Genomic DNA, 11845 nt, shown 5'->3' with positions numbered 1-11845 from the left:
ATCACTCGGGCAATCGGACTATGTTTTGCGCTGGTTTCTTGGCTTAACGCTGGGACTCTAAAAAATATAAACAAATGCAACACGCCAAGAACAAGCAGTACGAAATACAGGTTGGTTGCCCGACTTTAGTATGAGGCCGTTAAAAATGGCCTGCAGAGCATGCTAGTGTCACGCGAATTTCTGATGGCCGAAACCAACGTTTAGCAGATAGAAAGGCCGCGCCACATTCTTAGCGACTTTGAATGCCGTTGCTGCGCCATAAATTTCCTGCCCGCTATGGAAAATCGGCAGAGCCTGTAGAGGGGAAACTGTTTGAACCGGCACACCAAGATGTTGCTTTGCTGCGGTTTAGCACTGCTGCATTCCCCCGTTGCGGCACAAACAAGCAATGCCGCCTACACGCCGCGTATCAATGGCGACATCCCCCGATTTCTCGCTCCCCAGGATCTGGCCAATCAACTAGGTGCCGGCGCCAGCGGACGCAGCGTGCCCCCAAGAGAAATCGATAACAGCGTCGTGCAACTTTTACCCGCCGTGCGGCGCGCGGTGAACTGGCATCCAAGCATTTCCGACAGTATCGCTACGCTCGCGCAGCAGGTCGGTGGTGTAGATGTAGCTCGCGCCCGCTACTACCCCCAGGTCAAGGGTGGACTCGGCAGCGGGGACAACACACAGGGCGGGCGGTACACGCTGGCATCAGCCTCGGTGTCGCAAATGCTTTACGACTTTGGCAAGACTTCAGGATCGGTCAATCAGGCTCAGGCACAGCTACGCAAGCAGCAAGCGCTAGTACTCAAACAAATCGATGTGGTCGCCCAGCAAACTGCCGAAGCGGTGGTGGCATTGCATCGCTATCAGAGCTTGCAGGCTATCGCCAAGACGCAGGTTCAAGCCATCGCAAAGGTGCAGGAACTAACTGTGCTGCGCAGCGACGCCGGCCTCAGTTCACGCTCCGATCCAATCCAGGCGACGTCGCGCCTGGACGACGCCAAATCCAATCTATTGCAGGTCACGTCCTTGCATGAGCAGGCGCGTGAGCGGCTGCGTACCTTGCTGGGCGCGCCAATAGGCGATAGTGCTGGGCCGTTGGATGATCTGGACCAGGAAGTCGCGGCCGTGCAACGGGATCAGCCCGCCGACCTGCGTCTGGTGCCAGACGTGCTGGCCGCAGAAGCTGACCGGCAAGTGGCGGTAGCGCAGTTGAGCGTTGCGCAGGCGCAGCGCTACCCCACCATCTCTCTGGATGGTTCTGTAGACCGCGCCATAACCGGCAACAACCCGGCCACCTTGAACCAGCGTGGTTCAAATCGCACCATTATGCTGAATTTTTCCGCGCCTATTTATCAAGGTGGCGCATTGAGTGCGCAAGTGAGTGCGGCCGTCAATGCCTTGGAAGCGGCGCGCCAGCGTGTCGATACCGCCAGGCTTAACGCCGGCGATCAGGCGCGCCTCCTGATGCAACAGATGGAGGGGGCGCGTCAGCGCCTGTCCGTATTGGATGAGCGCAAGCGCAGCATCACCGAGGTGCGCGATCTATTTCGCGAACAGTACATGCTGGGCACACGCTCAATTCTGGATTTGCTCAATGCAGAGCAAGAGTTCTATCAGGCCGCTGCCGATCAAGAAGCGGTTCGCCATGATATGTGGGCCAGTCTTGTGGGGTACATCGGAGCGACGGGCATGAACCGCGATTTCTATCATCTGAATAATGAAGTCGTTCAAGGGATGGAGCTGCGCCCATGAACTTGCCTGCGGAATACACAAAGTGGCTGAACGCAATGCTCGTCGTAGCACGCCATTACGGCATCAGCGTTTCAGAAGAAAGCGTGCGTGTAAACCTGTCGTGGCAACGAGCTGCGGCAACAGACAGCTTGCTCGAAAACATGGCGCGCCAGTCGGGGCTGACCTTGCGCCTGGGCGACTACAGCAAAGATCTGCTGGACCCTTGGCGTCTGCCGCTGGTGGTTGAAATGAATGATGGCCAGGTAGCGGTCGTAAAAACAGCTGACGGCAATGGTCAATTGAGTTTGCTGTTTGGTGAAGATCAGGGCCTGGAAACCACCGTCACCGCAGATGACTTGCAAGCCCGCATCAAGCGGGTGCTACTGCTGCGCCCGCGCCTCTCCATGCCAGATTCCCGGGTAGACGACTATATCAAGCCGTATCGCCCCAGTTGGTTCTGGCTGATCGCCTTGCGTGACTGGCCGCGTTATGGGGATGTGATCACGGCGTCGTTGTTCGCCAACGTGCTGGCTTTGGCAACGATGATGTTTTCCATGCAGATCTATGATCGCGTCATCCCCGCCCAGTCCGAATCCACCTTGTGGGTGCTGTTTGGCGGCGTGATGCTGGCAATCGGATTTGAATTCGCCTTGCGTATGGCGCGCACGTATATTTCCGACCTGCTCGGCAAGCGCGCCGATCTCAAGATTTCAGATGTGGTGTTTGGCCATGCGTTGCGCCTGCGTAACGATGCGCGCTCCAAATCCACAGGCAGCTTCATTGCTCAGATACGCGAGCTGGATCAGGTGCGTGACCTGCTCACCTCCAGCACCATGAGTGTGGTGGCCGATCTGCCATTCTTTCTGCTGTTCACGCTGGTGCTGTGGCTGGTGGGCGGCCCGCTGGTACTCGTGGCGGTAGCCGCTGTGCCGCTGTTGGTGATCCCCGGCCTGTTGATCCAGCGTCCATTGGCAAAACTTTCTACCGAAGGCATGCGTGAATCGGCGTTGCGCAGCGCCATGCTGGTTGAGGCCGTACAAGGCATCGAAGACATCAAACTGATGCGCGCCGAATCGCGTTTTCAAAATCAATGGAACCATGTCAATGAAGTCTCCGCCGGCATAGGCATGCGGCAGCGCTATCTGGTGGGCTTGCTCATGACCTGGACGCAAGAAGTGCAAAGCATCGTCTATGCCCTGGTCCTGCTGGCAGGCAGCTATCTGGTAATACAAGGCGAGATGACGACCGGTGCGCTGGTGGGCAGCTCGATTCTCGCCTCGCGCATGATTGCGCCGCTGGCTCAGTTATCGGGTGTATTTGCGCGCTGGCAGCAAGCCAAGGTAGCGCGCAAGGGATTGGATGACCTGATGCAGCGCCCGGTCGATCAGCCCGAGAACACTCGTCTGATACACCGACCGGTCGTGCATGGCGATTACGCTCTTGAAGGCGCGCTATTTCAATATGGCCGCGAAGATCGTCATCCGGCGCTCGCGATAGGCGCCTTGCAAATCCGCGCGGGTGAAAAAATCGCGGTGTTGGGGCGCATGGGAGCGGGCAAATCCACGTTGTTGCAGCTGCTGGCAGGCTTGCAAGTGCCGCAACAGGGAACCATCAAGCTGGATGGCATAGAACTGGGGCTCATCGACCCCGCCGATGTACGCCGTGATGTCGGCCTGCTGACCCAGAACGCTCGTTTGTTCCATGGTTCCATCCGCGACAACGTCACCTTGGGCATGCCTTTGGCCAGCGATGACGAAATATTCAAAGTGCTGGACATGGTGGGTGCGCTGGGCTTCGTCCAGACTTGCACGCACGGGCTGGATGAACTGATCCCTGAGGGCGGTCAGAGTCTGTCTGGCGGTCAGCGTCAGGCCTTGTTATTGGCGCGTACGCTGATACGCGAACCGGCTGTGGTCTTGCTGGATGAACCCACTTCCAGTCTGGATGAAATGACGGAGCGGCAGGTGATCACGAACCTCAGCGCCTGGCTGGCGCCGCGCACAGTGGTGGTCGCCACGCACCGCACACCGGTGCTGAACTGGGTCGATAGAATTCTGGTGTTGAACGAAGGACGTTTAGTAGTCGACGGGCCCAAGGCGCAAGTGCTCAAGGAGTTATCCAAATGAGTGATGTGGGCCAACCCTCGTCAGGCAGACTGGATATGCGGTTCTATAGCGGCTCTCCGGGCGATACGCCGTTGCCTAAAGCGGCGCTTGTGATCTGGCTGATTGCGGCGCTGCTACTTAGCTTGCTGATCTGGGCCTGGTATTTCAAACTGGTCGAAGTCTCCACCGGTACGGGCAAGGTGGTGCCCTCTTCCAAAGAGCAGATCATCCAGTCGCTCGAAGGCGGGATTCTGGCGCACTTACTGGTCAAGGAAGGGGACATCATCAACGCCGGACAGGTGTTGGCGGAATTGGACCCGACCCGTACCGAGGCCATGGTCCAAGAAAGTGCCTCGCGCATGCGCGCCGCGCAGGCAACCGCCGTAAGACTATCCGCTGAAGTCAACGGTACTCCACTGACGTTCCCGACCGAGGTACTGGCTGAACCCGGTCTGGTACGTAGCGAGACAGCGCTCTACTATTCGCGTTTAGATAGCCTGAAAAGCAGTCTGGAAGGCATCGCGCGAAGCCAGGCCCTGGTGAGCCGTGAGCTGGCCTTGACGGAACCGCTGGTAGTGCGCGGCGCGGCCAGCAATGTCGAGGTGCTAAGGCTGAAGCGCCAGATAGCTGAACTACAGACCAAGGCCGCCGATACACGCACCCAATACCTGGTCAAAGCGGGCGAAGATCTGGCCCGCGCCAACGCCGAAATCGAGGCACAGCGCTCGGTCACACGTGGCCGAACCGACGCGCTGACACGCCTGACCATTGTGTCGCCGGTGCGTGGCGTGGTGAACGATATTTCAGTGACCACCGTGGGCGGCATCCTTCCGCCGGATGGCAAGCTGATGGCAATCGTGCCGCTTGATGAGCAACTGCTCATCGAGGCGCGTCTGTCGCCCCGCGACATCGCCTTCATTCATCCAGGGCAGGACGCCATGGTTAAGATCACCGCTTACGACTACGCCATTTATGGCGGCCTGCCAGGCAAGGTAACGCTTATCTCCCCCAATACCATCCAGGATGAAGTCCGGCACGACGTTTATTACTATCGCGTCTACATCCGCACTGATAGCGACCGTCTGAAAAACAAGGCTGGCAAGGACTTCCCTATTTCGCCGGGCATGATCGCTACCGTCGATATCCATACGGGAGAGAAAACAGTACTGGATTACCTGCTCAAACCGTTCAACAAGGCACGTGAAGCATTGCGTGAGCGTTAGCGTTCTTGGCGAACGCTGACGCCGCACGCATCGGATCTGTTTGGATCATTGACCATTGAGATGACACATGATTAAAAATGACGAACCCAGCGCGGCAAGCGCCGCTACCGTAGATCCCGCAATCAACTCATTGCCGTTGTTCTATAAAGCGCCGGTGGTGTTGAACGTAGAGCAGCACGGCAATTGCGGACTGGCCGACAGCAATAGCTTTGCCTTTGCCCGCGAAGCCATCGCTGTACCCCTCGACATGAGTGAGTTTGTGCCGGTGGTGCGTGATTACCCAATTGTGTTCTCTGATGCCGAGCAGCCAACGCCGTTAGCCGTGTTGGGTTTCAAACAGAACCAGAACCTGTTTCTGGAAGAAGACGACACCTGGCGCGCTGATCGTTATATACCTGCCTATGTGCGGCGCTACCCGTTCATCGTCACAGAAATTTCGGCAGAAAACCGGCAATTACTGGCCATCGATACCGCCTCGGAACGTTTTATTCCCAGCGTCAGCGACGAGCAAATGTCGCGACGTTTGTTCAATGATGACTCAGCCCCTACCGAGTTGGCGCAGGCCGCCATCAACTTCTGCAATGCCTTTCATCAAGAGCACCTGCGCACCATAGAGTTCTGCCAAGCCCTCAAGGATGCCAAGCTGCTAGTCGCCAACCATGCCGATATGCAGCTCCCGGACGGAACGCGCTACACGTTGAATGGTTTTCGCGTTATTGATGAAAAAATATTCCGCGAATTGCCCGCTGACACGCTAAGCGAGTGGAACAAAAAGGGCTGGCTCGATTTTGTCATCTTGCACTTTGCCTCGCGCCAGAACTGGCAGACGCTGCTGGACTTGAACGCACTGCGCGCACAAGCGCAAAACGCCTGATAAGGGCCTATGCAAGCAACAGCCTAGAAAAGCCAAAGGCCGTCAGTGAGCACTATCACTGACGGCCTTTGATTTTATTGGTCAGGGCGGACGTACTCCGTACATCCACCGATACGAAAGCTTCGAAGTCTTTAGTACGCTACTTCCTGCGCTATTTATTGCCACAGCCCCGGAACGCAAATCGTGCAAGGTAGTCAGCATGCGTATATTGATAGTCGAAGACGATCTTGACGTGGCCGAGATGATTTCAGAATGCCTTCAAATCGAAGCTGATGTGGCTGTTCGAATTGTCGGAGACGCTGCCGCCGCACTCAACGCTTGCCCGGAATTTCGGCCAGATGTCATCCTGCTTGATCTAGGCCTGCCGGATGTGTCTGGGTCGAAGATTACGGCTCAGCTGATGACGTTTTGCCCAACCGCTCGAATCATCATCCTCAGCGGCTACGACCCAGGCCGGGACGGCGACAGGCCACCCCCAGAGTTCGTTCGACTGATCAAGCCCGTGGACTTTGACGTGCTGCATCACCACGTCTTCGCCGCCGGCATAGGCCGCTTGCAGGCGTAAATGGAGCGGGCTGAGGGAATCGGACCCTCGCTGCACGGTTTGGAGGGCGGGTGGCTCATCATGACCATGCCCGAACAGCAAGATAAGCAGTTCATTCAACCGCCACCGGACATCGCGCCTTGGGCGAATCAGAACTCAGCCATGTCTGAATTTCATTGCAATAATCTTCGCGACTGGAGCATGAACAAATGCCGACATAGGAGTACAGCGAGTTCTGCTAGCCACGCCCCCGATGAGGTACGGCCACAGGCCTTAGACCTGCAATGCAAAAGCCCCGACCGGATATCCGAATCGGGGCTTTGTTTTTCCGCTTGATCAGCTAGCTGTTCAGAATCCGCTTCAACTCTTCGAAGAAAGCAGGAATGGTGTAGCCCAAGCCCGCCAGATCGAACGATTGCCATAGCTGCGCAAATGCGATATCCGAAGCTGGGCCGTATTTTTTTACGAAGGCATCCATTTCCAGGCATGCCTGACTCACTTGGAGCGGGTCTGTAACGCGCTTGTATTCTCGAGCCACACCTTCGATCGATTTCCCCTCTTCGTCCCAATCTTCGTGGAACCACTCACCGATGAATTGCTCGAGTTCAGGATACTGCCCGGGCATAACGACTAAGGTCGAATGATCGGCTATCGACCCACCCTTAAGGACAGCCGCCAACTGCTCCGGCGTAAGCACAAAGCTTATACCTTGCTCAGCGTCGGTTTTGCGAAACAACTTGCGGAGAAGTCGCGTTAGGGCCCATACCAGTGCCGTCAACACGGCAAGAAGAGCGAGGGCGGCGCCCCATAGGACATAAAACTCTAGGTCCGCCGCACTTTCGCAACACCCGACCTCGACATGCGTGGCAAGCCATTTCCAGAGCCATGTCGGCACGGGATTCCACACCGTTGCGTTACCTACCCAATACCGGCAGAGGAAAAGGCTCCCGAAAATTAGCCAAACAGCGAGAAAAACGTACCGAAATCGACGCATTACGCCCCCGAATTTCCACAACGCACGTTCACCTTTCCATACGCGGATAGCGTGGTTCCCGGGATTTGATACGGCTCTTGTTTGAGAAGCAATCTGCTCAATGTAAGGAAGTTGTTTTCGCTCTGCCAGCGTTCATCCCACTGAATGAATAATCCGCTACTGCTTTGGCCGGCGGGTTCCGGCCTGCATGTCCTCAGTGGGCATCAGAGATCTCTCTGAACTCTGAATCGGTCATCACCCAGCCATCGCCCTTGCTACACGAGACGCGCTTGAATCTGAACGCCTTGTCGTAGCTCCAATCCCCACCTATCTATTAGCCACGGCGAACCCATTTGCGCAGCAACCAGATGACTGCGGTCACGACTAGCATCGTCAATATGGATGCACCAAGGACAACGAGGTATTCCACGTCAGCCGCTTGCTCGCAACATCCAATATTTACACGCTTTTCTACTTGGTCCCAAACCCAATGCGGGATCGGATTCCAGGCATCGGCATTACGTACCCAAAAGAGTGCCAACGCCATGCTTGAAGCTACCAGCCAAAGAACCAGCACGAAAAGTCGCAGCAATCTGCCCATCACCCTCCCCCGCCACACCGCACATTCACAATGCCATAGGCCTGCAATGTGGAACCGGAAATTGCAGAGCTACCGCCTTCAAGGATAAGTTTGCGAAGCGCGGCAAAGTCAGAGGCGCGCTCAAGCGTAATGCAACCCTCGCTTATACCCCGAGGGCCTTTCGGATGTAGGCGAAAATTCCCACGTTCGACATCGTTGCAGAAAACCCAGTCATCGACGTTACTGTCAATCGCAAAGAGACCGAACCAATCCCAACGCCCTAATGCCCAGGTGTTGATCGTACCCCTGACGCCGCCAGTAGGCCTGTCAACAATGTAGTACTTGCCGACGGGGATTGGCCCTACGTTGCGAAGGCACGCCGACTCACACTTATTGAAGTGCCCCTCTCTTCCCGAAAACGCATCCAAGGAAAGACCCCGCCCTTTTATCTTGCTCATAGGCTGGTTGTTCAGCACAAATTCCCACTCCACCATTCGTAGCTCCCCAAAGAACGTTTCTTGGGGACAGAATGCCAATCAACGCTCGGTTGGAAGATAGGCGCTGTCCTATATCAAGCAAATAAACGAAAACGCCTCGACTCATAATATTTTCGAAGCAGTGGAGCAAATTGCGGGGAGCGAATCCCCATGGTCGGCTTGGAAGCCCGCAGCCTGACCACTCGGCCAAGCCCGCGCTTGTTATTAGCCGTGCCAATACCAACATAAGACACGAAATGGAAATGAGGAAAGCAGCTTTCATCGTATTTTGGCGACCGTGATTGCACGTTGCCCCACCACGCCTGTCACCGCCGACAAAGCCACGCCAGTTCCGGCTGCCCGATTATTTGCACACCGGCCGGCGATTTCGGGACGGCTGTCGTTTGGTAGACACCTTTTTGAGAGAAAAAAGGAGAGCCAACTGGAATCAAGGATCAAGCGCACGCAGCCCGACTACAGTCGGGCTTTTAAACTGTCGGTGGTCGAGCAGGTAGGAAAAGGCGAACTGAGCTACAAAGAGGCGCAGCGCCGCTATGCTATCCAAGGTCGTTCGACAGTACTGGTGTGGTTGCGCAAGCATGGCTGCCCGGGCTGGAGCGGGTGGAGCCTGCCGACGGTCAGAGGAGTGGACATGGGCCGTCAAGGCAAGGGCTGAACGTGGCAAGGGCTTGCCGCTACATGGGCCGCAGCCGCCTGCATGCCCGCCATGGCATCCGTTGCTCGATGACGGATGGGTACGACTGCTATCAACGCATCTTGGCCGAGCGGGTAAACGGCATCCTTAAGGGAGAGTTGTTACTCAGCAGACCCGCTGACCTGACACAAGCCAGGCTGATGGTCAGGCAGTCTGTCGAGATATACAACACGGAGCGCCCGCACCTGTCCCTACAATGCAAAACACCCGATGAAGTTCATCGGGTGTTTAGTCCGTAGGTATCAACCTACGTTAGGAGGGCTCACGTCCACCAGCTAGTCCACTAACTGGTTTTCTGTGCTATGCGGAGATCCGGAGAAGACCCGCATGGATATTGGTCGGGGCGGTGGGATTCGAACTCACGACCCTCTGCTCCCAAAGCAGATGCGCTACCAGGCTGCGCTACGCCCCGAAGGGTGCAGACTATACCAGAATCTGGCGAAACCGGCTTGCCCCTGCTGAACCCGCCCCCTGCCCACCCTCTTCCGGCATTTTGGGCGCCGTGCTTGCGGCGCTGGCCGAAGACAAGAGCTGGAATCTATCCTCCATAGAGCTCGGCGTATTGGGCAGCTACGCGCTGGCAGGCATGTTCGTCGGTTCGTTCGCCGTAGGCACGTTAAGCGACCTGCTTGGCCGCCGGCGCATGACGCTGGCCTGCGTCACGTTGTTCTCGCTCACGATGATCGGCGTGGCCTGGGCGCCCACGCCCACCTGGTTTGCCGTGTTTCGCTTTATTGGCGGATTGGGATTGGGCGGCGTGATCCCTGTAGCAGCGGTGCTGGCGGCGGTGTTCGTCATTCTGATTCCCGGCCGTTACGCCGGTCCCCCGAAAACGAATGCCGAGCCTGACGCAACGCCAAGCTTGCAACGAACCTGAAAGAAAAACGGCGCGCCTTAAATGGCGCGCCGTTTTCTTGAAGCCGACGATCCGGAACGCAATCAGCCGAAGCGGCCCGTGATGTAGTCTTCCGTTTCCTTGCGCGACGGTTTCACGAAGATCTGATCGGTCTGACCGAACTCCATCAGTTCGCCCAAGTACATATAGGCCGTGTAGTCCGAGCAGCGCGCCGCTTGCTGCATATTGTGCGTCACGATCACGACGGTGTAGTCGTTCTTCAGTTCCGCGATCAGCTCTTCAATCTTGGCAGTGGAAATCGGGTCCAGCGCCGAGCAAGGCTCGTCCAGCAGCAGCACTTCCGGTTTGATGGCCACGCCGCGTGCGATGCACAGACGTTGTTGCTGACCACCCGACAGGCTGTTGCCGCTTTGATGCAGCTTGTCCTTCACTTCGTTCCACAGCGCGGCCTTGCTCAACGCCCACTCCACGCGCTCATCCATCTCGCCCTTGGACAGGCGTTCAAACAGACGCACGCCGAAAGCGATGTTGTCGTAGATGCTCATGGGGAACGGCGTCGGCTTCTGGAACACCATGCCGACCTTGGCGCGGATCAGCGAAATATCCGTCTTCGCCGTCAGCAGGTTCTCGCCGTCCAGAATGATTTCGCCTTCGGCGCGCTGGCCCGGATATAGCTCAAACATACGATTGAACGTGCGCAAGAGCGTCGACTTGCCGCAGCCCGACGGGCCGATGAAGGCAGTCACCTTCTTCTCCTGGATCGACATGTTCACATTGCGGATCGCATGGAACTTGCCGTAGTAGAAGTTCAGGTTCTTGACCTCGATCTTGTTCTTGACGGCGGTAGCGGTATTTTCCATTTCGTTTCCCTTGGCTCCGGCGCGCCCAGCGCGCCGGCAAAGCGATCTTTATTTGCGGAACATGTTGCGGGCAATGATATTGATGCCCAGCACCAGCAGCGTAATCAGCGTAGCCCCGGCCCAGGCCAGGTCGTTCCAGTCCTTGAAGGGGCTGGCGGCGTATTGGTAAATAACCACCGGCAAGTTGGCCATCGGCGCATTCATGTTCATCGACATGAATTGGTTGGACAGCGCGGTAAACAGCAACGGCGCGGTCTCACCCGAAATCCGGGCAATGGCCAACAGGACGCCGGTAATGATGCCGGTCTTGGCAGCGCGATAGCACACCAGGGTGATCATGCGCCACTTGGGGCAACCCAATGCGGCCGCGGCTTCGCGCAGACTATTGGGCACCAGCAGCAACATGTTGTCCGTGGTGCGCACCACCACCGGGATCACCAGGATGGACAGTGCAAGCGCGCCGGCCCAACCCGAGTAATGGCCAACTTGCGCCACGTACACGGCATAGATGAACAAGCCGATGATGATGGACGGCGCGGACAGCAGCACGTCATTCAGAAACCGCGTGGCAGGCGCCAGCCAACCGCGCTGGCCATATTCAGCCAGGTAGGTACCGGCCAAAATGCCCACCGGCGTGCCAATCAGCGTGCCGATACCGGCCATCATGACGCTACCGAAGATCGCGTTGATCAAGCCGCCGGTTTGACCCGGAGGCGGCGTGATCTCGGTAAACAGCGTGTAGGACAGCGCGGGGGCGCCCTTGGTCAGCAGCGTCAGAATGATCCAGAACAACCAGAACAAACCGAACACCAGCGTTCCCAGCGACACGGTCAACATGATGCTGTTGATCACGCGGCGCCGGCGGTAAACGCCATTCTGCATATTGAGTACGGAAACAGCCATGATCTTTTCCTTGG

The 11845-nt window shown here is 57.0% G+C and carries 10 protein-coding genes, 1 tRNA gene and 2 pseudogenes; 8 read left to right on the top strand and 5 right to left on the bottom strand.

What is annotated here, in order from left to right; translation table 11 throughout:
- Positions 1–312 precede the first annotated feature (312 nt).
- The 5 genes from RAS12_RS29555 to RAS12_RS29535 all read left to right on the top strand — a co-directional run bounded on the left by RAS12_RS29555 (position 313) and on the right by RAS12_RS29535 (position 6489).
- Positions 313–1743, top strand: coding sequence for a TolC family outer membrane protein (locus RAS12_RS29555; protein ID WP_306944034.1), 1431 nt, complete (start codon positions 313–315; stop codon positions 1741–1743).
- A complete protein-coding gene (locus tag RAS12_RS29550) occupies positions 1740–3848 on the top strand; it encodes a type I secretion system permease/ATPase (protein WP_306944033.1) in 2109 nt (702 codons plus the stop codon). Before RAS12_RS29555 ends, RAS12_RS29550 begins: the two co-directional genes overlap by 4 nt.
- A complete protein-coding gene (locus RAS12_RS29545; protein WP_371321230.1) occupies positions 3845–5050 on the top strand; it encodes a beta-barrel domain-containing protein in 1206 nt (401 codons plus the stop codon). The genes RAS12_RS29550 and RAS12_RS29545 overlap by 4 nt, the downstream gene beginning before the upstream one ends.
- Positions 5051–5117: 67 nt before the next feature.
- On the top strand, positions 5118–5924 hold the full coding sequence (locus tag RAS12_RS29540; RefSeq protein WP_306944032.1) for a SapC family protein: 807 nt from the start codon (positions 5118–5120) through the stop codon (positions 5922–5924).
- A gap of 199 nt (positions 5925–6123) precedes the next feature.
- Positions 6124–6489: a response regulator transcription factor gene (locus tag RAS12_RS29535; RefSeq protein WP_306944031.1), complete on the top strand. Its 366-nt coding sequence runs from the start codon at positions 6124–6126 to the stop codon at positions 6487–6489.
- A gap of 319 nt (positions 6490–6808) precedes the next feature.
- Here the strand turns inward: RAS12_RS29535 and RAS12_RS29530 are convergent, their stop codons facing one another.
- Positions 6809–7363, bottom strand: coding sequence for a contact-dependent growth inhibition system immunity protein (locus RAS12_RS29530; protein ID WP_306944030.1), 555 nt, complete (start codon positions 7361–7363; stop codon positions 6809–6811).
- A 678-nt stretch (positions 7364–8041) separates the two neighbouring features.
- Positions 8042–8479 (bottom strand): DUF2778 domain-containing protein, encoded by a 438-nt coding sequence (locus tag RAS12_RS29525; RefSeq protein WP_306951679.1) that lies wholly within the window; start codon positions 8477–8479, stop codon positions 8042–8044.
- Positions 8480–8939: 460 nt separating this feature from the next.
- On the opposite strand from RAS12_RS29525, the pseudogene RAS12_RS31150 reads away from it, so the two are divergent.
- Both RAS12_RS31150 and RAS12_RS31115 read left to right on the top strand, forming a co-directional pair.
- A pseudogene (locus RAS12_RS31150) lies at positions 8940–9116 on the top strand (transposase); the annotation flags it as partial.
- 95 nt (positions 9117–9211) lie between these two features.
- A pseudogene (locus RAS12_RS31115) lies at positions 9212–9451 on the top strand (integrase core domain-containing protein); the annotation flags it as partial.
- Positions 9452–9547: 96 nt separating this feature from the next.
- Here the strand turns inward: RAS12_RS31115 and RAS12_RS29515 are convergent.
- Positions 9548–9624: transfer RNA gene (locus RAS12_RS29515), tRNA-Pro, on the bottom strand.
- 81 nt (positions 9625–9705) lie between these two features.
- Here RAS12_RS29515 and RAS12_RS29510 point away from each other — a divergent pair.
- Positions 9706–10089, top strand: coding sequence for an MFS transporter (locus tag RAS12_RS29510; protein WP_306944029.1), 384 nt, complete (start codon positions 9706–9708; stop codon positions 10087–10089).
- Positions 10090–10151: 62 nt separating this feature from the next.
- On the opposite strand, the gene pstB is transcribed toward RAS12_RS29510, so the two are convergent.
- Both pstB and pstA read right to left on the bottom strand, forming a co-directional pair.
- Positions 10152–10928 carry a phosphate ABC transporter ATP-binding protein PstB gene (pstB, locus tag RAS12_RS29505; RefSeq protein ID WP_006221056.1) on the bottom strand — a complete coding sequence of 259 codons (777 nt, stop codon included), beginning with the start codon at positions 10926–10928 and terminating at the stop codon, positions 10152–10154.
- A 48-nt stretch (positions 10929–10976) separates the two neighbouring features.
- Positions 10977–11831 (bottom strand): phosphate ABC transporter permease PstA, encoded by an 855-nt coding sequence (gene pstA / locus RAS12_RS29500; RefSeq protein ID WP_306944028.1) that lies wholly within the window; start codon positions 11829–11831, stop codon positions 10977–10979.
- Between the last annotated feature and the right edge of the window lie 14 nt (positions 11832–11845).

This window comes from Achromobacter seleniivolatilans, assembly GCF_030864005.1.
GTDB lineage: Bacteria > Pseudomonadota > Gammaproteobacteria > Burkholderiales > Burkholderiaceae_B > Achromobacter > Achromobacter seleniivolatilans.
Note: the sequence above shows the minus strand (reverse complement) of the source record. Positions and strands in the feature narration are given on the sequence as shown.

Excerpts from the sequence above, each read along its gene's own strand:
- pstB (WP_006221056.1), bottom strand. The coding sequence starts at position 10,928 with ATGGAAAATACCGCTACCGCCGTCAAGAACAAGATCGAGGTCAAGAAC.
- RAS12_RS29540 (WP_306944032.1), top strand. The coding sequence starts at position 5,118 with ATGATTAAAAATGACGAACCCAGCGCGGCAAGCGCCGCTACCGTAGAT.
- pstA (WP_306944028.1), bottom strand. The coding sequence starts at position 11,831 with ATGGCTGTTTCCGTACTCAATATGCAGAATGGCGTTTACCGCCGGCGC.
- RAS12_RS29550 (WP_306944033.1), top strand. The coding sequence starts at position 1,740 with ATGAACTTGCCTGCGGAATACACAAAGTGGCTGAACGCAATGCTCGTC.
- RAS12_RS29535 (WP_306944031.1), top strand. The coding sequence starts at position 6,124 with ATGCGTATATTGATAGTCGAAGACGATCTTGACGTGGCCGAGATGATT.
- RAS12_RS29545 (WP_371321230.1), top strand. The coding sequence starts at position 3,845 with ATGAGTGATGTGGGCCAACCCTCGTCAGGCAGACTGGATATGCGGTTC.
- RAS12_RS29525 (WP_306951679.1), bottom strand. The coding sequence starts at position 8,479 with ATGAGCAAGATAAAAGGGCGGGGTCTTTCCTTGGATGCGTTTTCGGGA.